Origin of the sequence: Burkholderia sp. S171, assembly GCF_009766085.1 — a bacterium.
In the GTDB taxonomy this organism is placed as follows: Bacteria; Pseudomonadota; Gammaproteobacteria; order Burkholderiales; family Burkholderiaceae; genus Caballeronia.
Map to the genome: position 1 here is coordinate 64,239 of NZ_LMUF01000007.1, position 26,981 is coordinate 91,219.

A 26,981-nucleotide genomic window follows, 5' to 3' on the forward strand; every position below is an offset into this window, starting at 1 on the left:
TGAAACAAGCGAACAAGTAAAAAACGCGCGCCGGAAGCAATTCGGCGCGCGTTTTTCATCGATACAAGCAAAAGGCTTATCGGGCGCGGGCCAGCAAGACGCCCGCTACGAGCGCAAGGCCGCCAACCAGGGCGATGGTTTGCCAGGGTTTGTCGTGAATATAGGTGTCCGCATCGGCTAGCGCCGCATTCGCGCGGGCGCGAACGGCGTCTTGTGTGTCGTTCAAACGTGCGCGTGCTGAGTCCACGCTCTTGCCCAGTTGGGCCCGCAGCGCGGCGACGTCGGCTGACGTCCCTTCTGACAGCGTTTCTTCAATCTCCGAAATCAGCGTGCGCAATTCGCCGCCAATGTCCTGCGCCGCGTCGCGGCTATGACGCGAAATGCGTCGTGCACGGCGACTGGTGGAGTTCCATGAATCTCCGAGGGCATCTCGCGTATTGGGGAATGCGTTCATAGGATCGCTCCGTCGATGGATGAATCGTGGATGGGCCGCAAAAGTGCGGAAAAACAAAAGGTGAGCAAGTTGGATGCCGATTCGCCCGCCGCGTTCAACATTGCGCGCTCGAGCATTGCCAGGCAAGGCATCTGGCGAAAAGTAGAAAATTGGAAAAAGTAGAAACTGCCCGGACAGGCCCGCAAATGTGGCTGCTGCGAGTCATATTTACAAACGCTCAAAGACAAACGCCGTTGCGAGGATTCCTCGCAACGGCGTTGTTCTTGGCTTGCTTTGACGGAAGAGCGAAAAAACCGGGTGCTTAGAACCGATACCCGACGTTCAGGTACGTCACGATCGGGTTCAGCTTCAGTTTTGCTTCCGAGTTCACGGTGAGCTGGCCAACCGGCGTCTGCGCCTGGGTCGTCAGCTTGGCTGTGGCGTGGAGCGGCACGAAAGAGATGGAGAAACCGGCGAACCAGTGTTCGTTGAACGCGTATGTAAGGCCTGCATTAAACACGGGCGCCCACGAACTATCCGTCGATACATCGGTCGGACCATGCAGTACGTTGGCTTCGAAGGCGGTATTCGTGATCTTTGCGTCGGTGAACCACACGCGCGTCACGCCAATACCCACGTACGGGCGAATCTTCGATTGTGGTTGCATGAAGTAGTACTTCAGCAACAGCGTAGGGCTCCACTGCTTGGCTGAACCGAGCGTGCCATATTGCGAATATGACTTTTCGCCTTTCAAGTCGAACGAGGGCGGAATGCCGAGAACGAATTCGCCAGCGATATGGTCGGTGACAAAGTAGCCGGCGGTGAAGCCCGCGGTGTCGCCGCTAGAGAGGCTCGCGCCAGTGTTGGGTACTTCAATGCCGACTGGCGATCCACCTACGCTCGTTTCCTTGAGCGGGCCGCTACTGGAGATAGGAGCGAAATGGAACCAGCCTGTAGTGACGAAGAATGTGTTCGCCGACTGTGCATGCGCTGCGCCAGACACGCACGCGAATGCCGCGACCCCCGTAACAACCCGTTTTATTTTCATTGAGTGCTCCTCCGTAAAAGCACGCTAATTATGAACAGAACATTTGAAACAAACCATGCTTCGCCTCAGAGCGTTTTCCCTAAGAAGAATGCTGGCTCCAATTGGGTTAGCGCGGTGCCGGGCTCCTGATTTTTCCCGGTTGAAGCATGGGTTAATGCGCGGGCTGACGCATCCCCGAAGGACTTAAACGAAAAATTTCAAGGTGGCCCAGAATGAGGCTTTGACGGACCGCCGGAATATCTGAATCCGACCAACGCTCGACCAACGGAAAATCCAGCATGGCACGGCTTGCACGACTCTACGTTCCCGAACAACCGCAGCACGTCATCTTGCGCGGTCTCGATCAGCAGCCCGCTTTCGTCGAAGCTCCGGACTACGAGCTTTTTATCGAATGCCTGCGCACGGCCTCCCGTGACCACCATCTCGCCATCCACGCGTACGCGCTGATGCCCGGCGCGGTGCATCTGCTCGTCACTCCCCGCGACGAAGCCAGTCTCCCGAAAGCCATGCAGGCGGTCGGCCGGCGCTACGTCGCGCATTTCAATCGCCGTTACGCCCGCCGCGGCACCTTGTGGGAAGGCCGCTACCGGGCAACGGTGATCGAAGGTGAAACCTACTTCCTGCTCGCGAGCCGCATAGTCGAGATGGCGCCTGTGCATGCCGAGCTTGCCGCCTTCCCGCAAGACTACAAATGGTCCAGCTACCGCCATCACATCGGCTTGACGCTCGACAGCCTCATCACCGATCACCCGCTGTACTGGAAGCTCGGCAATACGCCATTCGAACGCCAGCGCGCCTATACAGAGCTGTGCGAGCAGCCTCTTGACGAGCGCGAAGCCAACCGGCTGCTTCAGGCGACGCTCAAGGGCTGGGTGCTCGGCAGCGATACCTACAGGGAGTGGGCAGGACGCGCCGCCAACCGGCGCGTCTCGCCGCTGCCTCGCGGCCGTCCACGCAAGATTCGTGAGACGCCTCAAACTCGTTAGCGTTGGCAACGGTTGTTAAGGCTGTTAACGGAGTTTTTGCATCGGAACTGAAGAATGAACTGAACGGCGTGACGACAAAAATCGGCGCGCCGTTTATTTTTAGCCTCATTTGATATGGAACTAATTAAATGGGGCAAACATGCACCAACTCGATAATAGGTGTCAGATCAACGCGTTTTGATTGCCAACTTTTTGATTCATCGCGTATATTTCGTTTTCCGGCAGTTCAGGATGCATCGCGTCCGTTTGCACGACCGGCTTCGCGTTTATCGTCCAGGTTCAGGGTCTTGGCCTGCCGATGGCGCGAGCAAATACGCATAAGCAGCACAAAACATGTTCAACGGCCGCCCGCGGCCCCCCACAGAACACGGTGACCCATGAACGATCAACTGCCGCCGACTCTCGGTTCCGCTCCCGCCGCGCAGGGTATGTACGACCCCGAGAACGAACACGACTCCTGTGGCGTTGGCTTCGTCGCGCACATCAAGGGCAAGAAGCGCCACGAAATCATCCAGCAGGGTCTGAAGATCCTCGAAAACCTCGACCATCGCGGCGCAGTTGGCGCCGACAAGCTGATGGGCGACGGCGCGGGCATCCTGATCCAGATCCCTGACGGGTTTTATCGTGAGGAAATGGCGAAGCAGGGCGTGACGCTGCCGCCGGAAGGCGAGTACGGCGTCGGCATGATCTTCTTGCCGAAGGAACACGCGTCGCGTCTCGCGTGCGAGCAGGAACTGGAACGCACGGTGAAGGCCGAAGGCCAGGTCGTGCTCGGTTGGCGCGATGTTCCTGTGGACGCCACCATGCCCATTTCGCCGACCGTGAAGGCCAGCGAGCCGCTGATCCGGCAAATCTTCATCGGTCGGGGCAAAGACATTGTTGTGACCGATGCACTCGAGCGGAAGCTGTACGTGATCCGCAAGACCGCTAGTCACCGGATCCAGGCGCTCAAGCTCAAGCACGGCAAGGAATACTTCGTGCCGTCGATGTCAGCGCGCACGGTCGTCTATAAGGGTCTGCTGCTGGCCGGTCAGGTTGGCGTGTATTACCGCGACTTGCAGGACGAACGCACCGTCTCCGCGCTCGCGCTTGTTCACCAGCGCTTCTCCACGAACACGTTCCCCGCGTGGGAACTCGCGCACCCGTACCGCATGATTGCGCACAACGGTGAAATTAACACCGTGAAGGGCAACGTCAACTGGCTGAACGCGCGTACCGGCGCGATCGCCAGCTACGTGCTGGGTGACGACTTGCCGAAACTCTGGCCGCTGATCTATCCGGGCCAGTCGGACACGGCATCGTTCGATAACTGCCTTGAACTCCTGGTCATGGCCGGTTACCCCCTCGTCCACGCCATGATGATGATGATTCCCGAAGCCTGGGAACAGCACACGCTGATGGACGACAACCGCCGCGCGTTCTACGAATATCACGCTGCCATGATGGAGCCGTGGGACGGCCCCGCCGCGATCGCGTTCACGGACGGCCGCCAGATCGGCGCGACGCTCGACCGTAACGGCCTGCGTCCGGCGCGCTATGTCATCACCGACGACGACCTCGTGATCCTCGCATCGGAATCGGGCGTGCTGCCGGTGCCGGAATCGAAGATCGTGAAGAAGTGGCGTCTGCAGCCGGGCAAGATGTTCCTGATCGACATGGAGCAAGGCCGGATCATCGACGACAAGGAACTCAAGGACAATCTCGCGAACGGCAAGCCGTACAAGAGCTGGATCGACGCCGTGCGCATCAAGCTCGACGAAATTGAGCCGAAGGCGGAAGAAGTCGATACACAGCGCCGTGAAGCAGCCGCGTTGCTGGATCGTCAGCAGGCGTTCGGCTACACGCAGGAAGACGTCAAGTTCCTGATGGCGCCGATGGCGCAGTTGGGCGAAGAAGCCGTCGGTTCGATGGGCAATGACTCGCCGCTCGCGGTCATGTCCAACAAGAACAAGACGCTGTATCACTACTTCAAGCAGCTTTTCGCGCAGGTCACGAACCCGCCGATCGATCCGATCCGCGAGAACATGGTGATGTCGCTGGTGTCGTTCGTCGGTCCGAAGCCGAACTTGCTCGATACGACCAACATCAACCCGACGATGCGCCTCGAAGTCTCGCAGCCCGTGCTCGACTTCAAGGACATTGCGAAGATTCGCGCTATCGATAAATACACCGGCGGCAAGTTCAGCTCGTATGAGTTGAGCATCTGCTATCCGGTCGCGTGGGGCAACGAAGGCGTGGAAGCGCGCCTGGCTTCGCTGTGCGCGGAAGCGGTGGACGCGGTGAAGTCCGGCTACAACATGTTGATCGTGTCCGATCGCAAGATGGATCGCGACAACCTGGCTATTCCGGCGCTGCTCGCGACCTCCGCTATTCATACGCATCTCGTGCAGCACGGTCTGCGCACGAGCACGGGTCTGGTCGTGGAAACGGGATCGGCGCGCGAAACGCATCACTTCGCGTTGCTCGCTGCCTACGGCGCGGAAGCGGTGCATCCGTACCTCGCGCTGGAAACGCTCGCCCAAATGGCCGAAGGCCTGAAGGGCGATCTTTCCGCCGATAAAGCCATCTACAACTACACGAAGGCCGTGGGCAAGGGCTTGTACAAGGTCATGTCGAAGATGGGCATTTCCACGTACATGTCGTACACCGGCGCGCAGATTTTCGAAGCGGTCGGGCTCTCCAGCGAACTCGTGGAGAAGTACTTCAAGGGCACGGCATCGAAGGTCGGCGGCATCGGCATTTTCGAGGTGGCCGAGGAAGCGATTCGCCTGCATCGTGAGGCGTTTGGCGAAAATCCAGTGCTCGCGACCATGCTCGATGCGGGCGGTGAATATGCGTATCGCGTGCGCGGTGAAGAGCACATGTGGACGCCGGATGCCATCGCCAAACTGCAACATTCCACGCGCAGCAACTCGTACCAGACGTACAAGGAATACGCGCACTTGATCAACGACCAGACCAAGCGTCACATGACGTTCCGTGGTTTGTTCGAGTTCAAGGTCGATCCGGCCAAGGCGATTCCGCTCGATGAAGTGGAATCGGCGAAGGACATCGTCAAGCGTTTCGCGACCGGCGCCATGTCGCTGGGTTCGATCAGCACCGAAGCGCACGCCACGCTGGCTGTGGCTATGAACCGTATCGGCGGGAAGTCGAACACGGGTGAGGGCGGTGAAGACGCGAACCGGTATCGCAACGAACTGCGCGGCATTCCGATCAAGAACGGCGACACGATGCGCTCGGTTATCGGCGATGAAGTCGTCACCGATATCCCGTTGAAAGACGGCGATTCACTGCGCTCGAAGATCAAGCAAGTGGCGTCCGGTCGCTTCGGCGTGACGGCGGAGTATTTGTCGTCGGCTGATCAGATCCAGATCAAGATGGCGCAGGGCGCGAAGCCGGGCGAAGGCGGACAACTGCCGGGTCATAAGGTCAGCGAGTACATCGGCAAGCTGCGGTATTCGGTGCCGGGCGTGGGCCTGATTTCGCCGCCGCCGCACCACGATATTTATTCGATCGAAGACTTGGCGCAGCTTATTCACGACCTGAAGAACGTGAACTCGTCGTCGAGCGTGTCGGTGAAGCTCGTGTCGGAAGTGGGCGTTGGAACCGTTGCCGCCGGCGTCGCCAAGGCGAAGGCCGATCACGTCGTAATCGCGGGCCACGATGGCGGGACGGGCGCTTCGCCGTTGTCATCGTTGAAGCATGCGGGTACCCCGTGGGAACTGGGTCTTGCCGAAACGCAACAGACGCTGGTGCTCAACCGTCTGCGCGGCCGTATCCGCGTGCAGGCCGATGGCCAGATGAAGACGGGCCGCGACGTAGTAATCGGTGCGCTGCTCGGCGCCGATGAATTCGGTTTCGCGACCGCGCCGCTCGTCGTGCAGGGTTGCATCATGATGCGCAAGTGTCACCTGAACACCTGCCCGGTCGGCGTCGCGACGCAAGATCCGGTGCTGCGCGCCAAGTTCACGGGGCAGCCGGAACACGTGGTGAACTTCTTCTTCTTTATCGCGGAAGAAGTGCGGGAAATCATGGCGCAACTGGGCATCCGCAAGTTCGACGACTTGATCGGTCACGCCGAATTGCTCGATACGAAGAAGGGCGTCGAGCATTGGAAAGCGAAGGGCCTGGATTTCTCGAAGGTGTTCTATCAAGTGCCGAACGACGGCAGCATCGCGACGAAGCATGTCGAGACGCAGGATCACGGGCTTGAGAAGGCGCTGGATCATGTGTTGATCGAGAAGTCGGCGGCGGCTATCGAAAAGGGCGAGCACGTCTCGTTCATCCAGCCGGTGCGCAACGTGAACCGCACGGTCGGCGCGATGTTGTCTGGTTTGATCGCACGGAAATACGGTCACGACGGCCTGCCCGACGACTCTATTCACATTCAGTTGAAGGGTACGGCGGGGCAAAGTTTTGGCGCGTTCCTGGCGAAGGGCATCACGCTGGATCTCGTCGGCGACGGCAACGACTACGTCGGCAAGGGTCTGTCGGGCGGGCGCATTATCATTCGCCCGACTAACGACTTCCGCGGCAAGTCGGAGGAAAACATCATCTGCGGCAACACGGTGTTGTACGGCGCGATTGAAGGCCAGGCGTATTTCCGGGGTGTCGCGGGCGAGCGTTTCGCCGTGCGTAACTCAGGCGCGACGGCGGTCGTGGAAGGCACCGGCGATCACGGTTGCGAATACATGACCGGCGGCACGGTGGTCGTGCTCGGTGAAACCGGGCGCAACTTCGCGGCGGGCATGTCGGGCGGCGTGGCGTTTGTCTTCGATGCCGACGGCACCTTCGGCGGCAAGTGCAACAAGGCGATGGTCGCACTCGATCCGGTCCTGCAGCAGGCAGAACAGGAACGCACGGTGGACCGCGCTTTGTGGCACACCGGCAAGACTGACGAAGCGTTGCTCAAGGAACTGATCGAGCAGCACTTCCAGTCCACCGGTTCGACGCGTGCGAAAGCGTTGCTCGAGAACTGGGATGCGTCGCGTCGTCAATTCGTGAAGGTATTCCCGACGGAATACAAGCGCGCGCTTGGCGAGATGGGTGCGAAGAAAGCGAAGGATGCGATCGCGGCCTGAGTTTTCCGCTGATTCTGCTGAGATCTAACGATTAGTGACTAGTACGGCCCTTCGGCGTCAGACGCCGAAGGGTGGATTAACCCCCAATACAGAGAAAGAGAACCACATGGGCAAGGCAACCGGTTTTCTCGAGTTCGAGCGCCAGCATGAGACGTACGAAGCGCCGCTCGCTCGCGTCAAGCATTACAAGGAATTCGTTCACGCGCTGTCGGACGAGAACGCGAAGATCCAGGGCGCGCGTTGCATGGATTGCGGCATTCCGTTCTGCAACAACGGCTGTCCAGTGAACAACGTTATTCCGGACTTCAACGACCTGGTGTTCCAGCAAAACTGGAAGACGGCCATTGACGTGCTGCATTCCACGAATAACTTCCCGGAGTTCACCGGCCGCATTTGTCCGGCGCCGTGTGAGACGGCTTGCACGCTCGGTATCAACGACGATCCGGTCGGCATCAAGTCGATCGAACACGCGATCATCGATAAAGCCTGGGCCGAAGGTTGGGTCGCCCCGTTGCCGTCGAAGCACAAGACCGGCAAGAAGGTGGCTGTGGTCGGATCGGGTCCCGCCGGGTTGGCCGCTGCGCAGCAACTGGCGCGCGCAGGACATGACGTGACGGTGTTCGAGAAGAACGATCGCGTTGGCGGATTGCTGCGTTATGGCATCCCCGATTTCAAGCTCGAAAAGTGGCTGATCGATCGCCGTATGCGGCAGATGGAAGCCGAAGGCGTAGCGTTCCGGACTAACGTGTTTATCGGGAAGGATCCGCTGCCGGGGCATATCGCGAATTCATCGCGTGAAACCATTTCCCCCGACGAGTTGCGTGAACAGTTCGACGCTGTTGTCATTGCGGGCGGTTCGGAAACGCCGCGTGATTTGCCGGTGCCCGGGCGTGAAATGCAGGGCATCCATTACGCGATGGAATTCCTGCCGCTGCAGAACAGGGTCAATGCCGGCGATACGGTCGTCGATCAGTTGATTGCCAAGGGCAAGCACGTTGTGGTGATCGGCGGCGGTGATACGGGTTCGGATTGTGTCGGGACATCGAACAGGCATGGTGCGAAAAGCGTGACGCAGTTCGAGTTGCTCTCGCAGCCGCCTGAGACGGAAAACAAGCCGCTGGTGTGGCCGTACTGGCCGATCAAGTTGCGGACGTCGTCGTCGCACGAGGAAGGTTGCGAGCGTGATTGGTCGGTGGCTACCAAGCGCTTTGAAGGCAAGAATGGCAAGGTTGAAAAGCTGATCGCGGTGCGCGTGGAATGGAAGGACGGGAAGATGCAGGAAGTGGCGGGATCGGAGTTTGAAATGAAGGCCGATCTGGTGCTGCTCGCGATGGGCTTTACGCAGCCCACGTCGCCGGTGCTCGAGGCGTTTGGTGTCGATAAAGACGCGCGTGGCAATGTGAAGGCTTCGACCGAAGGGGAGAAGGCTTACTTTACTTCGGTGCCGAAGGTTTTCACCGCCGGCGATATGCGGCGCGGGCAATCGCTGGTTGTGTGGGCGATTCGGGAAGGACGGCAGTGCGCACGGTCGGTCGATGCGTTTTTGATGGGGTGTAGCGAGTTGCCGCGATAGGATTTTTCTCGCGGTGCTTTACAGGAAACCGGGCTCGATGTGGAGTCCGGTTTTTTATTGGTTCGCGCGTTGCTATGGATAAGCGCAAGCGGCGAGCGATTTCTCGACTACGACTGATTTTCGTGCGGAAAAAATATAGCATGATCAAAAGCCGACCGACTTCAGTCAAATCAATTTCACTATAACTATTTTTCAGCGCTGATTCATAGAGGAAGAAAGCACCTGTCTCTAATCGGCGTTTGGACGTTATTTTCAGGCGATGGTGGTGCACGAATCAACACGTATGCAATGGTGAAAATAGTTTGCGATACGTAATAAAATGTCAAAATTTAGAACTCCTCTGATTTATGGCTTGAAGCTTTACGAAACATCCGCACATGTGTCTGGCAGTAATCATTTACTCATAACCAGGAGATCACATGAGCAAAACCAACGCGTATGTTGAGCATCGGCCACTGGCAAGCGAGAAAGGCGCCGCGCCGACTCATCACGTCGTCATCGTTGATAATAAGGAAGTCAAGAGCGTGATCACGCAAAAGGAAGCTGCAGATTGGGCGGTTTCAATGAATTACGCGGTGCACGTGGCAAGGGAGCGGCACTTGCTAGATAGAGCTACGCCTGCGCATTGGCGTGCTTACCCGTAACTGGGCCGGCGCCTCAAGATCCGCTGCCTAACGAAAACCGTGGGCGCGCATTGCAGTGATCGGCGTGAGCATGGCTCGCGCCGTTTTCAATGCGATAGTCTAGATTGTCAAGCAGACGACACGATCATCGCGCTTTGCGACATGTCGTGAATTTTAAGAGTAGAGCAGTAATCTCATTTGGTATATGAATTACCGGGAATCGTTTATTTACGACCGCCTCCGTCCCACTGAGTTCTAAAGACCTAATTTGGCACACCAATGAGTGCGTGAATGCCGTCCGCCTGTCGCAGGCCGATCAGGTATGTTTCGCGCTCGCGCTCCTATCACCATCGGACCACGGCTCCGCGCTTAAGCGCGCGTTCGTAGGGCGTCAAAAACTCTTGCGCACTGAATAACCGAAATTTGTTTTCTTTCCTCACTGTTTTCCTTTTCACCCCCCGCTATTACGACTTCTCCGATATCACCCAGGCGCCTATCAGCGCATGCTCATGCCCTCACAATTTCAGGGGCATGGAATGAACAGGATCACACGGTTGTCCAGCGGCGCGGTCTTATTAACCGCCTTCGTTGCACTCGCTGCATCGGCTGAAACCACCGGCCACGGCTGGGCCTACGAAGGCGAACACGGTCCCGCCCATTGGGGCGCCATGGGCGAAGCCTTCCACGCATGCGAAAGCGGTCGCGCCGAGTCCCCGATAGACATCGAGAAGGCAAAGAAAGCGCCTGCCGATATGCCTCGTCTGAAGGTCAACTACCAGCCCCTTCCTATCGATATCATCAACACGGGACACGCAGTTCAATTCAACGCGACGCCCGGTACCGACAGCATCACCCTCGGTAATCAAGCTTATCAACTCGTTCAGTTCCACTTCCATTCGCCGGGCGAAGAGCGTTTCGCCGGCAAGGACAGCGTGATGGACGCGCACCTCGTGCACCGTTCTGAAGACGGCAAGCTGCTCGTGCTAGCTGTTCAATTCCAGCTCGGCAATCAACCCAACCCGGTCATCCAGGCGATGTTGGACCGCATCCCGGAGGAAAAAGGGGCGGAGTTCAAGGTGAACGCAGTCATGGTCAACCCGATCGACCTGCTGCCCAAGCAAATGAGCTATTACACGTACAACGGTTCACTGACGACGCCGCCTTGTTCGGAAGGCGTGACGTGGATCGAGTTCAAGGAACGGGTGAGCATTACCCAGCAGCAACTCGATGCCATGCGCCGGTTCTATCACGGCAATCAACGCCCGGTGCAAGCGTTGAACGGACGTGAGATCTGGGAAGTGGAGTGATCAGACTGCGCTAGTACGCTGCTTTACGAAAGGCGGCGCACTGTAAGACAAGAGGCCGTTTTAATGCAAGTTAAAACGGCCTCGTTTTCATCGTCAAGAAAGCTACCCCGTCACCGCACCCAACACCTTCCCTCGCGTTTCCGGCAGCAGCAACGCCGCGACGATCACCAGCAAATACCCGGTCCCAGCGACCATACCTATCGCTTTAACCAGCGACATTCCCTGCGAAAGCACGCCGACAAGAATCGGGAAAAACGAGCCCAATCCGCGCCCGAGGTTGTAGCAAAACCCCTGTCCCGAGCCGCGTATCGCATTCGGATAAAGCTCCGATAGATACGCGCCCACGCCCGCAAAAATCCCCTGCACGACAATGCCTAGGGGAAAGCCGAGCAGCAGCATGGCGTGGTCGGTGATGGGGATCATCGTGTAGATCATGCCGAGCAGAAACGAGCCGATCGCAAACAGTACGAACGACGCGCGCCGCCCGATCTTGTCGCAGAGAATGGCCCCGAAGACATAGCCCAAAAACGAGCCGACGATCAGCACTACGAGATAACCGCTCGTATTGAACACGGACAAATGGCGCTCGGTCTTGAGATAGGTCGGCAGCCATGTGGTGATGGCGTAATAACCACCGAGCATGCCGGTGCACAACGCGCTGCCAAGCACGGTTGTCTTGAGGTGCGCGCCTTTGAAGATATCGGAGAAAGTAGCGGTTTCAGTGCCGGCATCGCGCGCACGGCGCGTGGCGAGATAGATGTCCGGGTCGCTGACGTTGCGGCGAATGTAGAGGATCCACAGCGCCGGCAAGATGCCGATCCAAAAGCACGCGCGCCAAGCGGTATCTTCAGGCAGCAACGCGAAGAACGCCCAATACAGGATCGCCGCCGCCCCCCAGCCGAATGACCAGCTGCTCTGCACGGTACCCACGGCTTTCGCCCGATGCTGCGGCGAACGAATGGTCTCGGCCATCATCACGGTGACCACGGACCATTCGCCGCCGAAGCCCACGCCTTGCAGCGTACGCGTGGCCAGCAACTGCCCGAACGAATGCGTGAAGCCGGAAAGAAACGTGAAGAACGCGAACGTGCCGATGGTCCACTGCAACACGCGGACGCGGCCGTATCGGTCGGAGAGAATGCCGGCGAGCCAGCCGCCAATAGCCGATGAAATCAGCGAGCTCGTCGCGATCATCCCGGCTTCACTCTTCGTCATGCCCCACGTGGCGATCAGCGTGGGAATGAGGAACGAGTAGATCATGAAGTCGAAGGCATCGACGGCGTAACCGCCGAAACCTGCGTAAAGCGTGCGGCGCTCGCGCGTCGTCAACTCGGTGAACCACTCGAACGCCCGCATTCCGTCTCCCGTTCAAAGCCTGTCATGCAGGCGCAGGAACATTCTACGGTGCGTCGTTCAGCGGGAAAAGCAGGTCAAAAAGAACCTGCTTGGTGGAGATTCGAACAGGCGCTTCGGTGTCGTCAAATCCTCTCAAACCACCAGGCTTTCAGCCCCGGCGCGCTCGATCTCGATCCGGTTCTCATGGAACCCCGACACCGACTCGCGATGCGCGACGCTGACGATCGCGGCATGCGGCAACGCATCGATGATCGCCGTATAGATCAACAACTCGTTCTCGGCATCGAGCGCGCTGGTGGCTTCATCGAGGAACATGAAGTCCGGCTTGTGCAGCAACACGCGGGCAGCCGCCAGCCGCTGATGCTCACCCGGCGACATCATCTTCGCCCAGTGCCCCGACTCCTCCAGACGCGTGCCGTACGCGTTCAGGTTGCAGGCGCGCAAGGCTTCGCGGCAGGCTTCATCGGAGAAGACTTCCGCTGTCGACGGATAACTCAGCGCCGCCTTCAACGTGCCGATCGGCAAGTAGCTTTGCTGCGGAATGAACATCAGCTTGGCGTCGACGGGGGCATCGATCGTGCCGTCACCGAACGGCCACAGGCCGGCCAGCGCGCGCATCAACGTACTCTTTCCCGACCCGGACGCACCTTGCACGAGCCAGCGCGAGCCCGGCTTCACGACCACATCCGCGACGCTCGCGAGCGGCGTACCGTTCGGCAGCGCGAGCTTCAGCCCAGTCGTGGTCAACGCTTTGGTGCTCGTGTAATGCAGGTTGATGCCGCCGTGGACGGTCGCCGGTGAAATCGCTTCCTTGATGTGCGTGGAGCGCATCACGCGCTTGAATTCGCGCAACCGGTTCACGGTGGCACGCCATTCGACCAAGGTAGAGTAACTATTGATGAACCACGAAAACGAGTCGCTGACGGTGCCGAACGCCGAGCTGATCTGCATCAGCACGCCGAACGTGAATGCGCCTGCGAAGTAGCGGGGAGCCGCGACCATGATCGGGAAAATAATCGCGATCTGGCCGTAGAAGGACAGCACGAAGGTCATCCGCCGCGTGTACTTCATGATCTGCCAGTAGTTCTGGCGGATCGTTTCGAAGATGCCCCGGGCGTTGGTGTTTTCCGTCGCGACGCCGTCATAGAACGCGATTTGCTCGGCGTTCTCACGAATGCGGATCAGGCCGAAACGGAAGTTGGCTTCCACTTTCTGCGCCTGATAATTAATCGATACCAACGGATGGCCGAAACGCTGAATCAAGAGCGAGCCGAGCACCGCGTACAGCGCGGCTGCCCAGACCATGTACCCCGGAATGGTGAGCGGCGTGCCGAACAACGAAAAGCTCAGCGCGCCCGCCAGCGTCCACAAGATCGTGATGAAGGTCACGAGCGTGACGAGCGTGGATAACAAGTCCAGCGACAACGACAGCGTGGTCGCGGCGAAAGACTGCAGGTCGTCGCTGATCCGCTGGTCGGGGTTATCGGCAAGACGATCGCGTTCTATACGGTAGAAGGCTTTATCGCCGAGCCATTCCTGGAGGTATCGGTGCGTGAGCCATTGGCGCCACCGGAAGCCGAGCATTTGCCGCAGATACCGGCCATACACGGCGAGCAGGATGTACGCGAATGCGAGGCCTGCGAAGATCAGCAGCAAGCGCGGAAATTCAGCGACCCGCTTGGCTTGCAGCGTGTTGTAGAAGTCCGCGCTCCATGTGTTCAGGCGGACGTTGATGTACACGACCGTCATGTTGATCGCGATGATCGCGATCAACAAAAGCCATGCAATGCCGCGTTCTTCCGATACCCAGTAAGGCTTGATAAGACTCCACGCTGACACTTTGTCGGCGTTTTGTTCTGTGTTGCCGGGAGGTGTGGTGGTCATGAGCTTCCTGAAGACGTGCCGGCTCGGCGGCAGGTTGTAACTTGGGAGTATCGATGCGGATGGTCCTGCTCCGGCCCAATGATCTTAAGAGGCCAAAAGACGGCGCGCGTCGGAGCATTGTTTCGGGCGTGGCTTAATTGTTCCTTAATCCTCGCCCGACTGCGCGACCGGTGCAATGCAACAGCGAGGCGCTTGCGGTACGCGTGTGCCGTAGGCCAAGCAAGGGCCAACCAAGACGAATCGGTGTTCGCGGCATTGTGCCAGAGTGCGCGCACCGGGAACGAAAGGGAAGGCTGTCCGGTTTTTGCACGCGTCAAGCCCCCGGCTTTTCCCTAGTGCGGGCCACCCGGTTTGCGGGTCGTTTCGCTTTTATGTTTTAATGATCGATGACGAAACAGGGGTGCTTCGGCACGCGTCTGCCTCCTTGAAAGATCGGAGAAACGCGCGGCGAGGCTGAGAGAGTCCCTTTGCACCCGATCCGGGTAATACCGGCGAGGGAAGTTTCCGGAAACCCCGCGTTTCCAGTTTCTTCCAGTATTTGGCTGGCACAGGAGCCGCAGGCAATGCGCTCCCGAGTCGCTTTCTCGCCGTGGTTTCGTCCCTGAAATATGTTTTGTGCGCCGCGCGTGCAACCAGGGTTCGAAACGGGCATTCCTCCCGATCTCGATTTCCGTGCTGTGTGCTCCGTGCGTTCTGCAGCGTCTGCTGAGGAGGCATCGTCATCGTGAACACCGTTGTGCATTCCCATTCCGCTATGCACGCCACGCATTCCCGCGCGTCCGGGCGGGACGATTTTGCCGTCGTGGGCGGCGGCTTGTGCGGGCGGCTGGTCGCCTGGCTGCTGGCGGGGGCGGGGCACCGTGTGGCGCTGTACGACCGTGGCGACGCCGCCGGCACGCAATCGGCCGCATGGGTCGCAGCGGCAATGCTTGCGCCGCTCGCCGAGGCCGCGAGCGCTGAATTGCTGATCACTGAACTCGGAGCGGCGTCGCTTGAGCGCTGGCCGGGTTTTATCGCCGATATGCCGGAACCGGTGTTTTTCCAGCGCAATGGCACGCTGGTCGTCTGGCATGCCGGCGACCGCGCCGAGGCGCCGCTGTTCGAGCGCCGGTTGCGGGCGAATGCGCCTTCGGAACTGTTCCAGAACGGCTTCGTCAAGCTCTCCGGCGCGCAGGTCGCCGCGGCGGAACCGTCGCTCGGCACGCGTTTTCCGCAAGGCTGGCTGCTACCGAACGAAGGCCAGCTCGACAACCGGCAAGTGCTGACAGCGCTGGCCGCGGGGCTGGCCGAACGTAACGTCGATCTTCACTGGAATACGGTAATCGATACCCCGCCGGACGCGCGTTTCGTTATCGATTGCCGGGGGCTCGGCGGCAAGCCGGCATGGCCCGCGTTAAGAGGTATTCGCGGCGAAGTGGCGCGTGTGCATGCGCCGGGTATCGGATTGACGCGGCCGGTGCGCTTGCTGCATCCGCGCTATCCGCTCTACATCGCGCCGAAACAGGACGACCTTTATGTGATCGGCGCAACCGAAGTGGAAGGGGAAGACATGTCGCCGATGACCGTGCGCTCAGCGCTCGAACTCCTGAGCGCGGCGTTCGCGGTGCATCCGGGTTTCGGCGAGGCGCGCATTCTCGAGCTCAATTCGCAATGCCGTCCGACGTTACCCGATCATCGTCCGGCGATTGTCTGGGATGGCGCACGAACTTTGCGGGTGAACGGGCTGTATCGACACGGTTATATGATCGCGCCCGAAGTCGCCGACACCGCCCGTGCGCTAGCCGAAGCGCTGCTCGGCGGCGCGATCACCGACCCGGATTCCTTCGACGACTGGCGCCGCCAAGCCCGCTGGCCCGCCTTGCTGCGCTGCGAACACGCGGCGCCCGTGCTTTGACTTTCATCATGAACATTCACATCAATCAGCAGCCTTTCTCCATGCCCGACGCGGCCACCGTCACCGACGCCCTCGCGGCCTTCGGCGCAAAACCGCCGTTCGCCGTGGCACTGAACGGGCAATTCGTCGCGCGTGGCGAACACGCATCGAAGGCGCTTGCCGCCGGCGACAAACTTGACATCGTCTCGCCGGTCGCCGGCGGCTGAGCGTAACTAACAGGAATCGAATCATGACTTCCACCATCACCACAGCCGATACCCTCACGCTCTACGGCACGTCGTTCCCGAGCCGGGTGCTGCTGGGAACGTCGCGCTATCCGTCGCTGCAATCGCTGTCGGATTCCATCGATGCCGCCCGTCCCGGCATGGTCACCGTCGCGCTGCGGCGGCAATCGAACACGGGCGAAGCCGGTTTCTTCGATGTCCTCAAGCGTCACGGCGTCGCGTTGCTGCCCAACACGGCCGGTTGCCAGACCGTGGACGAAGTGCTGACCACGGCGCGCATGGCGCGTGAACTCTTCGATACCCCGTGGCTGAAGCTTGAACTGATCGGCGACGACTACACGCTGCAGCCCGATCCCATCGGCCTCGTGGAAGCGGCGGAAATCCTGATCCGCGAAGGTTTCAAAGTGCTGCCGTATTGCACGGAGGACCTGGTCATCGGCCGGCGTCTGCTTGATGTCGGCTGCGAGGCGTTGATGCCTTGGGGCGCGCCGATCGGAACCGGGAAAGGGGTGACGAATCCCTACGGATTGCGCACGCTGCGTGAGCGGCTGCCGGATGTGCCGCTTATCGTCGATGCGGGTCTTGGCGTGCCGTCGCATGCGTGTCAGGTGATGGAGTGGGGTTTCGACGGCGTGTTGCTGAACACGGCCGTCTCACAGGCGACGTTTCCGCCGCAGATGGCGCGTGCGTTTGCGTTGGGCGTCGAGGCGGGGCGGATGGCCTATCTCGCCGGGCCGATGGCCGAGCGTGATAGCGCACAAGCGAGCACGCCGGTGGTCGGCATGCCGTTCTGGCATCAAGACGGGAGTGCTGCATGAGTATGGTGTTGCTGGATAAGGAAGTATTTTGGCCCCCCGCCGATGAACTGCTGGAAGCCGCCGAGCGAATCCGGCGGCGGCTGGGCGAGTGGCCGGCGGGATCGAAGCAATGGCGCATTTGCCTGAGCGAACCGGATCATCCGCGCTCGGGTGATTTGATCGTAGGCTCAGGCGTTAAGCCGTTGCCGGAGGGAGTCGGGCGGCTGGAAGTAGATCCGGGCCGGGCGACGCTACATTTAGATAACGTCGACTACGCGCTGCAGGGCGAATGGTCGGATGATTGGCCGGCCGCGCTGGCCGCGTTCCTTGATTGTGGTTTTGAGCCCCACGACGCGCTGGTGCTGGCGCTTGCATGGCGCCCGGCCAATCTGGACCAACTCGATGCGTGGCCCGTCGATTTTTTCACGTTCCCGAAGGTCGCAAATTTGCCGGCGCCGCCTTCAAAGCCTTTCCCCCAATGCCCGGACAGGCTGGGCCTATATCCTGTCCTGCCGAGTGCGGATTGGGTTGAACGCGTTCTCGACCAGGGCGTCCAAACGGCGCAATTACGCCGCAAGACTACCGATTCCGGCGATCTGAAGCAGGAAATCGAACGGTCGGTGGCTGCGGGCGCGAAGCACAAGGCGCAGCTTTTTATCAACGATCATTGGCAGGAAGCGATCAAGGCGGGCGCGTACGGCGTGCATCTCGGGCAGGAAGACGTCGAGACGGCCGACCTGAACGCAATCGCCGAAGCGGGCTTACGCCTGGGCCTGTCGACGCATGGCTACTATGAAATGCTCAAGGCGCTGCATTTCAAGCCGAGCTATCTCGCGCTCGGCGCGGTGTTCCCGACCACGACGAAAATCATGCCGACGGCGCCACAAGGTGTGTCGCGTTTGGCGCGTTATGTGCACTTGCTCGACGGCATCGTGCCGCTCGTTGCAATTGGCGGCATCAACGGCCCGGTTTTGCGACAAATTATGTCAACCGGCGTCGGAAGCGCAGCAGTCGTGCGGGCCGTTACAGAAGCACCGGATCTGGCGGCCGCCATTTCTGCGCTGCAACAGGAATTCGGGCGATAATGGCCCGGATTCGGAAAAAAATTCAGCCGTTCAACCAGTCGGAAAGGGCCGCCACGACACCTGTTGCGTAGAGGCCCTATAATCCGGCCTCTTGCGTAAAAGGATTGTCAGCCCCCGTGTCAGCTCCTCCCGAGACCTTGCTAGAGCTTCGCGACGTCGATTTCGGCTACGGCGACCGGCTCGTATTATCGAACCTGAACATGCGCTTTAAGCGCGGTCAGGTCGTGGCTGTCATGGGCGGTTCCGGCTGTGGCAAGACGACCGTGCTGCGCTTGATCGGCGGGTTGGTGAAGGCTAAACGCGGCCAGGTGTTGTTCGGCGGCAAGGACGTCGGCACCCAGACGCGCGACGGCCTTTACGAGCTTCGCCGCAAAATGGGCATGCTGTTCCAGTTCGGCGCGCTGTTCACCGACCAATCCGTATTCGATAACGTCGCGTTCCCGCTGCGCGAACACACCGATCTCCCCGAAGAACTCCTGCGTGACCTCGTGCTGATGAAACTCAACGCGGTCGGTTTGCGCGGTGCGCGTGATCTCGCGCCGTCGGAGATATCGGGTGGGATGGCTCGCCGCGTGGCGCTTGCCCGCGCTATTGCGCTGGATCCCGAATTGATGATGTACGACGAGCCGTTTGCCGGTCTCGATCCCATTTCGCTCGGCATCACGGCTGCTTTGATCCGCACGCTGAACAGTGCGCTCGGCGCCACGTCCATTCTGGTGACGCACGACGTGCCGGAATCGTTCGCCATTGCCGATTATGTGTATTTCATCGCGAATGGCGGCGTTTTGGCTGAAGGCACGCCGGCTGAGTTGCGGGCGTCGCAGGATCCGTCGATTCGGCAATTTATCGACGGTACGCCGGACGGGCCGTTCAAATTTCACTATCCAAGCACGTCGCCGCTGGCGGCGGACTTTGGACTGGGAGCAAAGCCATGATCAGCGCCATCGGACGGTCGGTGCTCGGCAGCTTCGGCACTATTGGTTACGCCACGCGCATGTTCCTGCGCCTGGTCGTCGAATTCTTTCCGTTGATGCGCCGGCCGCGCCTTGTCACGAAACAGATCCTGTTTGTCGGTAATTATTCGCTGTTGATCATCGCGGTGTCGGGCTTGTTCGTGGGTTTCGTGCTCGGTTTGCAGGGTTATCTCACCCTTAACCGATACGGCTCCGAGCAAGCGCTCGGCCTCCTGGTCGCGCTGTCGCTGGTGCGCGAACTCGGGCCGGTGGTGACCGCGTTGCTGTTCGCGGGCCGCGCGGGGACGTCGCTGACGGCCGAGATCGGCCTGATGAAAGCCGGCGAGCAGCTCACCGCCATGGAAATGATGGCCGTCGATCCGCTCAAGGTGGTGGTCGCGCCGCGCTTCTGGGCGGGCATCATCGCCATGCCGGTTCTGGCCGCCATTTTCAGCGCGGTCGGCATTTTCGGTGGTTATGTGGTCGGCGTGCTGATGATCGGCGTGGATTCGGGCGCGTTCTGGTCCCAGATGCAAGGCGGCATCGACGTATGGAGCGACGTAGGCAACGGCGTGATCAAGAGCCTGGTGTTCGGCTTCGCCGTCACGTTCATTGCGTTGTTCCAGGGTTATGAAGCCCAGCCGACGCCGGAAGGCGTGTCGCGCGCGACCACGAAAACGGTGGTGTACGGGTCGCTCGCCGTGCTCGGGCTGGATTTCCTGCTGACCGCGCTGATGTTCAACTGACTACTCCGGGCGGAATCGCGGCGCTCGTTGCGTGGCGATTCGGTTCACCGGTTCGTGGACGTTGTGAAGGGCACAGTCCTTCACACAAAAAACTGCGACAAGATTCTTTGGGAAGACGATGAAAAAGACTGCTGCTCTCGACTTTTGGGTCGGCCTCTTCGTGGTGCTGGGCTTCGTAGCGCTGTTATTCCTTGCGTTGAAAGCGGGCAACATGAGTTCGCTGTCGTTTCAGCCGACCTACCCGGTCAAGCTGAAATTCGACAATATCGGCGGACTGAAGCCGCGCGCGCCGGTGAAGAGCGCGGGCGTGACGGTCGGCCGCGTGGATTCGATCGGTTTTGACCAGAACACGTATCAGGCGTTGGTCACCATCAATCTCGACAAGCAATATCAGTTTCCGAAGGATTCGTCCGCGAAGATCCTGACGTCGGGCTTGCTCGGCGAGCAGTACATCGGCCTGGAGCCGGGCGGCGACGACCAGATGCTCAAAGCGGGCGACACCATTTCGATGACGCAATCGGCGGTTGTTCTTGAGAATTTGATCGGGCAGTTCCTGTACAACAAGGCGGCGGATTCGGGCGCATCAAAGAGCCCCGCAACGCCGGCTGCACCTGCCGCCCCCGCGGCGCCTGCATTCCCGGGCGCCGCGAGCGCGATGGGTGCGAGCGCGGCTGCTCAGTGAGCCGCGCCGGGTAATTCCAGATTCCAGGCAGTCGAAGGCAAGCCGATCTCGCAGTACGGGCCGGCCTTCGGGTCAGCATCAATAAGGAGAAAAACAAATGCAGGCAATGCGCATAAGTAGCGCGGCTGTGATGGTCGCGGTGGCGGTGCTTGCCGGGTGTGCAACCGTCACCACGCCGACCAAGGGCGATCCGTTCGAAAGTTACAACCGGACGATGTTCACGATCAACGACAAGATCGATGAAGTCGCGCTCAAGCCGATTGCGAAGGGCTACGTGTACGTTACGCCGCAGCCGGTGCGCGACAGCGTCACGAACTTCTTTGGCAATATCGGCGATATTTATACGGCTGCGAACAATCTGGTGCAGTTGAAGATTGCAGACGGCGTGTCGGACATCATGCGCGTGGTGATGAACTCGATCTTCGGCGTGGCGGGCTTGTTCGACGTGGCGAGTGTTGCCGGGCTACCGAAGCACACCCAGGACTTTGGCTTGACGCTCGGCCATTACGGCGTGCCCGCGGGTCCGTATGTCGTGTTGCCGTTGCTGGGACCCAGCACGGTGCGCGATACAGCGGGCACGGTTGTCGATTATTTCGGCAGCGTGACGAGCTATGTGGATCCGACCTGGTTCCGCACCACGCTCTTTGGCGTGCAACTGGTCAACACGCGGGCTAACCTGCTGGGCGCCGGCGATGTGCTGTCAGGTGCTGCGCTCGACAAATATTCGTTCATTCGCAATGCGTATCTGCAACGCCGTCAGTACCTGATTAGCGGCAATAACGGAACGAGCGACAGCAACGACGCTCTGCCGAAGTACGAAGATGTAGACAGTACCCCGGCAGCAGGCGCGGCGCCTGCTTCAGCAACCACAGCGGCGCCGGTTGCGTCGGCCTCGGGACCGGTAGCGGCCTCCGATGCGGCTGCCGCGAGCGAGCCCGGCGCGACTTCAGTGCGGCCGGACCAGATGGTGCCTCCGCGAATTCCGTCATTCCCGTCGTTCAAGCTGCGTTAGGGTGCTTTAAGCGCGCAAGATGACGGCCCGGTAATATAACGAAAGCATTTCGATGGCTGAATGGGCGTGGGAGATGAACTCATGCTGAACACCACGCTCAAACTCAGGCCACTTTTTTTGCAGAGTCCGTAATGAAAAAACTATTTCTACTTCCCCTGTTTGCTGTGTTGATGGCGTTTTGCAGCGGTGCGTTCGCGCAGGCTGCCGACATGTCCACCCCGGACGGGCTGGTCAAGACGGTAACGTCGCAAGTGCTCGACCAGATCAAGGCTGACAAGCAGATCCAGTCGGGCAACATCACGCGCATCACGCAACTGGTGAACGAGAAGATCCTGCCGTACACGGACTTCACGCGTACCACGCGTCTCGTGATGGGACGCAACTGGAACACGGCTACGCCGCAGCAGCAGAAAGACATCGTCGAGCAATTCAAGATGCTGCTGATCCGCACGTATTCGGGTGCGCTGGCGCAGGTTCGCGATCAACAGGTTCAATACAAGCCGTTCCGCGCAGATCCGAGCGACACCGACGTGGTGGTGCGTTCGGTGGTGCTGAACAACGGTTCGCCGATCGAACTCGACTACCGTCTGTACAAGACGCCGCAGGGCTGGAAGGTCTATGACATCAACGTCCTGGGCGCGTGGCTGATCCAGGCTTACCAGCAGCAGTTCAACGAGCAGATCCAGCAACACGGCGTGGACGGGCTGGTGCAATTCCTCACGCAGCGTAACCAGCAACTGGCGAGCGGCAAGGCATCGTGAGTCGCTTCGAAACCGCCGCGACGCTCACGCACGAGAGCGCAAGAAGCGCGCTCGACGCAGGTTTGTCGCGGATCGCCGCCGGCGCAACCGAAGTGGATTGCGCGTCGCTCAAGCAATTCGATTCGTCGGCGCTCGCCGTGCTGCTCGCATGGCAGCGCGCGGCGTCGTCGCGCGGTGCGGCGCTCACGGTTGTCAACCTTCCCTCCGGGCTTGCCAGTCTCGCGCAAGCCTATGGCGTCGATACGCTCCTCACCTTCCGACATTGATCCTGTCCCGCTGAATCACCGGCGCGTTTCGATATCCATCGAACGCGCCTTGCAGGGTTTGCAGGGTTGTTCTGGACTCGCTTGTCGGCGAACCTCCACCCCGTTTGGCCTATAATCAACCGTTTTTTCGGCCTGCTATCCGCCTTTCACTTCTGTAAAGGCCGATTCCGGTTCCGATCCGCACACATCGAGGCGCAGCCCCGCCGGCGCGCGCACAAGTCATGTCAGCCATAGAAATACGCAACGTCAAAAAGCGCTATAAAGAGCTGCAAGCGCTCAAAGGCGTGAACCTCGTCGTAGAAGAAGGCGAGTTTTTCGGCCTGCTCGGCCCCAACGGCGCCGGTAAAACGACCCTCATCAGCATCCTCGCGGGACTCGCGCGCGCCGATAGCGGGGCCATTTCCGTGCTCGGCCACGATGTGGTCACCGACTTCCGCCAGGCGCGCCGCTCGCTGGGCGTGGTGCCGCAGGAGCTCGTGTTCGATCCGTTTTTCACCGTCCGCGAGTCGCTGCGCATCCAGTCAGGCTATTTCGGGCTGCGCAAGAATGACGACTGGATCGACGAAATCATGGCCAATCTCGATCTCACCGAGAAAGCCGACGTCAACACACGCGCACTCTCAGGCGGCATGAAACGTCGTGTGCTGGTGGCCCAGGCGCTGGTCCACAAGCCGCCGGTGATCGTGCTCGACGAGCCAACCGCGGGCGTCGATGTCGAATTGCGCCAGACGCTCTGGAAGTTCATCTCCCGGCTGAACCGCGAAGGCCATACCATCGTGCTGACCACGCACTATCTTGAAGAAGCCGAGGCGCTGTGCGACCGGCTCGCCATGCTGCGTCGTGGAGAAGTCGTCGCACTTGAACGAACGAGCACGTTGTTGCAGCGCTTTGCTGGAATGCAGCTTTCGTTGCGTTTCTCGCAGGGCGTATTGCCCGCCGAGTTGCGCGCGCTGGAAGTCGATCCGCGTGCAACCTCCGGGACCAATCATTTGTTGCGGCTTGCAAACTATGATGAAGTTGAGCCGATTCTGGCGAAATGCCGCGCAGCAGGCTGCACGTTCGATGAAATCGATGTGCGCAAAGCCGATCTTGAGGATGTGTTCGTGCAGGTAATGAACGAGCCGGAAGTGATCGAGGGCCTTTCATGAGCGGCTTTCGTACCCTGTTCTACAAAGAACTCCTGCGCTTCTACAAAGTTGGGTTTCAAACAGTGCTCGCGCCGGTTATCACGGCGCTTTTGTACCTGATGATCTTCGGGCACGCGCTCACGAATCACGTCGAGGTTTATCCGGGCGTGGCCTACACGAGCTTTCTCGTGCCGGGCCTGGTCATGATGAGCGTGTTGCAGAACGCGTTCGCGAACAGTTCGTCGTCGCTGATCCAGTCGAAGATCACGGGCAACCTCGTGTTCGTCTTGTTGCCGCCGCTGTCGCACTGGGAAATGTATTTTGCCTATGTGCTCGCGTCGGTCGTGCGTGGGATTGCGGTTGGTTTTGGCGTGTTTGTCGTCACGGTGTGGTTCATTCCCATGAGTTTCGCCGCGCCGTTCTACATTCTGGGTTTTGCGATCCTCGGTTCTGCAATTCTAGGAACCCTCGGATTGATCGCCGGCGTCTGGGCGGATAAATTCGACCAGCTCGCGGCATTCCAAAACTTTTTGATCATGCCGCTGACTTTCCTGTCCGGCGTGTTTTACTCCACCCATACGCTGCCGCCGATCTGGCGCGAAGTGTCGCGGCTGAATCCGTTCTTCTACATGATCGACGGTTTCCGATACGGCTTCTTCGGCATGTCCGACGTCAGTCCGCTCGCGAGCCTGGGCATTGTTGGCGGGTTCTTCATCGTCCTGGCGGCAATCGCGGTGCGCTTGCTGGCAAGTGGTTACAAACTGCGTCATTGATCGTTATCCATCAATTCGCTTAATTTTCAGGAGACTTCCATGTTGCCGACTCCGGAACAAGTGAAGGAATACATTGCTGGCGGCCTCGCTTGCCAGCATGTCGAAGTAGAAGGCGACGGCCAGCATTTCTTCGCGACCATCGTGAGCGACGCATTCGAAGGCAAGCGGCCCATCGCTCGCCATCAACTCGTCTACGCGGCGCTCGGCGACCGCATGCGCGCGGAAATCCACGCGCTGAGCATGAAAACGCTGACTCCGGCCGAGTGGAAACCCGTCTGAGCGTTCTTCACATTTATTGTTAAAGCATCACCCGTAACCGACTGGCTGAAAATTTAGTGCGATTCACTCAAGACAACCGCAGCGCCGATAACGGCGCCGCAGCAGGAAGCTCCGTAGAAGGAACGCCAAGCATGGACAAACTCGTGATTGTCGGGGGCGCAAAGCTCTCGGGCGAAATCGTCGTATCGGGTGCGAAGAACGCGGCGCTGCCCATTCTTTGCGCCAGTCTGCTCACGGCGGACGACGTGCATCTGGAAAACGTGCCCAACCTGCAAGACGTGCGCACGATGCTCAAATTGCTCAACCAGATGGGCGTGCGTTCCGAATCAGCGGACGGGAAAGTCTGGCTGAATGCATCGAAGGTCGACAATCTGGTCGCGCCGTATGAAATGGTCAAGACCATGCGCGCATCCATTCTTGTGCTCGGGCCACTGCTCGCACGTTTCGGCGAAGCGAAGGTGTCGTTGCCGGGCGGCTGCGCAATCGGCGCGCGTCCCGTCGACCAGCACATCAAGGGCCTTCAGGCGATGGGCGCCGAGATTACGATCGAACACGGTTTCATTGAAGCGCGGGCGAAGCGGCTGAAGGGCGCGCGCATTGTCACCGACATGATTACCGTCACCGGCACGGAAAACCTGCTGATGGCGGCGGTGCTGGCGGAAGGCGAAACGGTCATCGAAAACGCGGCGCGCGAGCCGGAAGTCAGCGATCTCGCGAATCTGCTCGTCGCGATGGGCGCGAAGATCGATGGGATCGGGTCGGACCGGCTGGTGATTCAGGGCGTCGACAAGTTGCATGGCGCGCGTCATTCGGTGGTGCCGGATCGCATTGAAGCGGGTACGTTTCTGTGCGCGGTCGCGGCTACCGGCGGCGACGTCACGTTGCGCAACGTGAATCCTTCGTTGCTCGAAGCAGTGATTGAAAAGCTGCACGAAGCGGGTGTATCTATTGAAGAAGGCGAGAACTGGCTTCGCGTACGGATGGATAAACGTCCGACAGCGGTCAGTTTCCGGACATCGGAATATCCGGCGTTCCCCACCGACATGCAGGCTCAGTTCATGGCGCTCAACACGCTTGCGACCGGCACGTCGCAAGCGGTGGAAACCATCTTCGAAAACCGCTTCATGCACGTGCAGGAATTGAACCGGCTGGGCGCGAGCATCACTGTCGACGGTAATACGGCGCTGGTCACCGGCGTGCAGAAACTGTCGGGCGCGAAGGTGATGGCGACTGATCTGCGGGCATCGGCGAGTCTGGTGATTGCGGCCATGTGCGCGGAAGGCGAAACGCTGATTGATCGTATCTATCACCTTGATCGCGGCTACGACCGGATGGAAAGCAAGCTGACGGCAGTTGGCGCGAACGTGCGGCGCATCAAGGGTAGCGGAGGCGAGCAATGAGTTCGCTGCAAACTTCCCAGTCGTTGAGTTCGGTGCCGGCTAGCGCGATGTTGACGCTGGCGTTATCGAAGGGACGCATCTTCGATGAAACCCTGCCGCTGCTCGCCGCAGCCGGGGTGGAAGTGACGGAAGATCCCGAGACGTCGCGCAAGCTGATCTTGCCGACCACGAACCCGAATTTGCGCGTGATCATTGTGCGTGCAACCGATGTCCCGACCTACGTCGAATACGGCGCGGCCGACTTCGGCGTGGCAGGGAAGGACGTGTTGATCGAGCATGGCGGCGGCGGTTTGTATCAACCGATCGATCTGAACATTGCGCGCTGCCGGATGTCGGTGGCGGTGAAGAACGGCTTCGATTACGAAACCGCCGTGCGCCAGGGTGCACGGCTGCGCATCGCGACAAAATATGTTGAAGTGGCACGTGAGCATTTCGCGGCGAAGGGCGTTCACGTCGATCTGATCAAGCTGTACGGTTCGATGGAACTGGCGCCGCTGGTCGGCCTGGCCGATGCCATTGTCGACCTGGTCAGTTCAGGTAATACATTGCGCGCGAATGATTTGGTCGAAGTTGAAGAAATCATGGAAATATCGTCGCGTCTGGTCGTCAATCAGGCCGCGCTGAAGTTGAAGCGCGCCGCATTGAAACCGTATCTCGATGCGTTCGAACGCGCATCGGTTGGCGCGTAAAA

General features: G+C 59.7%; 25 protein-coding genes and 1 riboswitch. Of the genes, 21 read left to right on the forward strand and 4 right to left on the reverse strand.

Translation table 11 applies throughout. The features are described 5' to 3' along the window. Positions 1 to 76: 76 nt before the first annotated feature. Positions 77 to 454 (reverse strand): YqjD family protein, encoded by a 378-nt coding sequence (locus GSQ93_RS03210; protein ID WP_158934208.1) that lies wholly within the window; start codon positions 452 to 454, stop codon positions 77 to 79. 15 nt (positions 455 to 469) lie between these two features. Here GSQ93_RS03210 and GSQ93_RS03215 point away from each other — a divergent pair, with 15 nt between their 5' ends. Further along, entirely contained in the window at positions 470 to 616 is a 147-nt protein-coding gene (locus GSQ93_RS03215; protein ID WP_158934209.1) for a hypothetical protein, read from the forward strand. A gap of 139 nt (positions 617 to 755) precedes the next feature. Here the strand turns inward: GSQ93_RS03215 and GSQ93_RS03220 are convergent, their stop codons facing one another. Then, positions 756 to 1,481, reverse strand: coding sequence for an OmpW family protein (locus tag GSQ93_RS03220; RefSeq protein ID WP_158934210.1), 726 nt, complete (start codon positions 1,479 to 1,481; stop codon positions 756 to 758). Between the two features lie 278 nt (positions 1,482 to 1,759). On the opposite strand from GSQ93_RS03220, the gene GSQ93_RS03225 reads away from it, so the two are divergent. The 5 genes from GSQ93_RS03225 (at position 1,760) to GSQ93_RS03245 (ending at position 11,051) form a co-directional block, all read left to right on the forward strand. Beyond that, positions 1,760 to 2,467, forward strand: a complete 708-nt coding sequence (locus tag GSQ93_RS03225; protein WP_158934211.1) for a transposase — start codon at positions 1,760 to 1,762, stop codon at positions 2,465 to 2,467. A gap of 377 nt (positions 2,468 to 2,844) precedes the next feature. Further along, positions 2,845 to 7,548 (forward strand): glutamate synthase-related protein, encoded by a 4,704-nt coding sequence (locus GSQ93_RS03230; RefSeq protein ID WP_158934212.1) that lies wholly within the window; start codon positions 2,845 to 2,847, stop codon positions 7,546 to 7,548. 106 nt (positions 7,549 to 7,654) lie between these two features. After that, positions 7,655 to 9,121, forward strand: coding sequence for a glutamate synthase subunit beta (locus GSQ93_RS03235; RefSeq protein WP_158934213.1), 1,467 nt, complete (start codon positions 7,655 to 7,657; stop codon positions 9,119 to 9,121). A gap of 419 nt (positions 9,122 to 9,540) precedes the next feature. Then, positions 9,541 to 9,765: a hypothetical protein gene (locus tag GSQ93_RS03240; protein ID WP_158934214.1), complete on the forward strand. Its 225-nt coding sequence runs from the start codon at positions 9,541 to 9,543 to the stop codon at positions 9,763 to 9,765. 515 nt (positions 9,766 to 10,280) lie between these two features. Next, complete coding sequence (locus GSQ93_RS03245; RefSeq protein ID WP_158934215.1) at positions 10,281 to 11,051, forward strand: carbonic anhydrase; 771 nt, start codon at positions 10,281 to 10,283, stop codon at positions 11,049 to 11,051. A gap of 102 nt (positions 11,052 to 11,153) precedes the next feature. On the opposite strand, the gene GSQ93_RS03250 is transcribed toward GSQ93_RS03245, so the two are convergent. Together GSQ93_RS03250 and GSQ93_RS03255 are read right to left on the reverse strand one after the other, a co-directional pair. Further along, complete coding sequence (locus GSQ93_RS03250) at positions 11,154 to 12,407, reverse strand: MFS transporter (protein ID WP_158934216.1); 1,254 nt, start codon at positions 12,405 to 12,407, stop codon at positions 11,154 to 11,156. Positions 12,408 to 12,539: 132 nt separating this feature from the next. Further along, positions 12,540 to 14,291 carry an ABC transporter ATP-binding protein/permease gene (locus tag GSQ93_RS03255; protein WP_158934217.1) on the reverse strand — a complete coding sequence of 584 codons (1,752 nt, stop codon included), beginning with the start codon at positions 14,289 to 14,291 and terminating at the stop codon, positions 12,540 to 12,542. Between the two features lie 386 nt (positions 14,292 to 14,677). After that, positions 14,678 to 14,808: riboswitch (TPP riboswitch) on the forward strand. 237 nt (positions 14,809 to 15,045) lie between these two features. Between GSQ93_RS03255 and GSQ93_RS03260 the strand changes: the two genes are divergently transcribed. From GSQ93_RS03260 to hisG, 15 genes are all read left to right on the forward strand, one after another. After that, entirely contained in the window at positions 15,046 to 16,185 is a 1,140-nt protein-coding gene (locus GSQ93_RS03260; RefSeq protein WP_158934599.1) for an FAD-dependent oxidoreductase, read from the forward strand. Positions 16,186 to 16,193: 8 nt separating this feature from the next. Continuing rightward, positions 16,194 to 16,391: a sulfur carrier protein ThiS gene (thiS, locus tag GSQ93_RS03265; protein WP_062092273.1), complete on the forward strand. Its 198-nt coding sequence runs from the start codon at positions 16,194 to 16,196 to the stop codon at positions 16,389 to 16,391. Positions 16,392 to 16,414: 23 nt separating this feature from the next. Continuing rightward, entirely contained in the window at positions 16,415 to 17,227 is an 813-nt protein-coding gene (locus GSQ93_RS03270; RefSeq protein ID WP_158934218.1) for a thiazole synthase, read from the forward strand. A gap of 2 nt (positions 17,228 to 17,229) precedes the next feature. Continuing rightward, on the forward strand, positions 17,230 to 18,291 hold the full coding sequence (gene thiE, locus GSQ93_RS03275) for a thiamine phosphate synthase (protein ID WP_158934600.1): 1,062 nt from the start codon (positions 17,230 to 17,232) through the stop codon (positions 18,289 to 18,291). Positions 18,292 to 18,407: 116 nt separating this feature from the next. Continuing rightward, on the forward strand, positions 18,408 to 19,226 hold the full coding sequence (locus GSQ93_RS03280; protein WP_158934219.1) for an ABC transporter ATP-binding protein: 819 nt from the start codon (positions 18,408 to 18,410) through the stop codon (positions 19,224 to 19,226). Continuing rightward, the gene (mlaE, locus tag GSQ93_RS03285; protein WP_089166121.1) at positions 19,223 to 19,990 is read left to right on the forward strand and encodes a lipid asymmetry maintenance ABC transporter permease subunit MlaE; all 768 of its coding nucleotides are present in this window, start codon (positions 19,223 to 19,225) and stop codon (positions 19,988 to 19,990) included. Before GSQ93_RS03280 ends, mlaE begins: the two co-directional genes overlap by 4 nt. 118 nt (positions 19,991 to 20,108) lie before the next feature. Beyond that, positions 20,109 to 20,672 carry an outer membrane lipid asymmetry maintenance protein MlaD gene (gene mlaD, locus GSQ93_RS03290; protein WP_158934220.1) on the forward strand — a complete coding sequence of 188 codons (564 nt, stop codon included), beginning with the start codon at positions 20,109 to 20,111 and terminating at the stop codon, positions 20,670 to 20,672. Positions 20,673 to 20,769: 97 nt separating this feature from the next. Further along, complete coding sequence (locus GSQ93_RS03295; RefSeq protein ID WP_158934221.1) at positions 20,770 to 21,684, forward strand: VacJ family lipoprotein; 915 nt, start codon at positions 20,770 to 20,772, stop codon at positions 21,682 to 21,684. Positions 21,685 to 21,815: 131 nt separating this feature from the next. After that, entirely contained in the window at positions 21,816 to 22,445 is a 630-nt protein-coding gene (locus GSQ93_RS03300; protein WP_158934222.1) for a phospholipid-binding protein MlaC, read from the forward strand. Beyond that, positions 22,442 to 22,711 (forward strand): lipid asymmetry maintenance protein MlaB, encoded by a 270-nt coding sequence (locus GSQ93_RS03305; protein WP_158934223.1) that lies wholly within the window; start codon positions 22,442 to 22,444, stop codon positions 22,709 to 22,711. The genes GSQ93_RS03300 and GSQ93_RS03305 overlap by 4 nt, the downstream gene beginning before the upstream one ends. A gap of 221 nt (positions 22,712 to 22,932) precedes the next feature. After that, positions 22,933 to 23,859, forward strand: a complete 927-nt coding sequence (locus tag GSQ93_RS03310) for an ABC transporter ATP-binding protein (RefSeq protein WP_158934224.1) — start codon at positions 22,933 to 22,935, stop codon at positions 23,857 to 23,859. Continuing rightward, a complete protein-coding gene (locus GSQ93_RS03315) occupies positions 23,856 to 24,611 on the forward strand; it encodes an ABC transporter permease (protein WP_158934225.1) in 756 nt (251 codons plus the stop codon). Before GSQ93_RS03310 ends, GSQ93_RS03315 begins: the two co-directional genes overlap by 4 nt. A 39-nt stretch (positions 24,612 to 24,650) precedes the next feature. Further along, the gene (locus GSQ93_RS03320; protein WP_031362176.1) at positions 24,651 to 24,890 is read left to right on the forward strand and encodes a BolA family protein; all 240 of its coding nucleotides are present in this window, start codon (positions 24,651 to 24,653) and stop codon (positions 24,888 to 24,890) included. A 131-nt stretch (positions 24,891 to 25,021) separates the two neighbouring features. After that, positions 25,022 to 26,290, forward strand: a complete 1,269-nt coding sequence (murA, locus tag GSQ93_RS03325; RefSeq protein ID WP_158934226.1) for a UDP-N-acetylglucosamine 1-carboxyvinyltransferase — start codon at positions 25,022 to 25,024, stop codon at positions 26,288 to 26,290. Beyond that, on the forward strand, positions 26,287 to 26,979 hold the full coding sequence (hisG, locus tag GSQ93_RS03330; RefSeq protein ID WP_158934227.1) for an ATP phosphoribosyltransferase: 693 nt from the start codon (positions 26,287 to 26,289) through the stop codon (positions 26,977 to 26,979). The genes murA and hisG overlap by 4 nt, the downstream gene beginning before the upstream one ends. Positions 26,980 to 26,981: the final 2 nt, after the last annotated feature.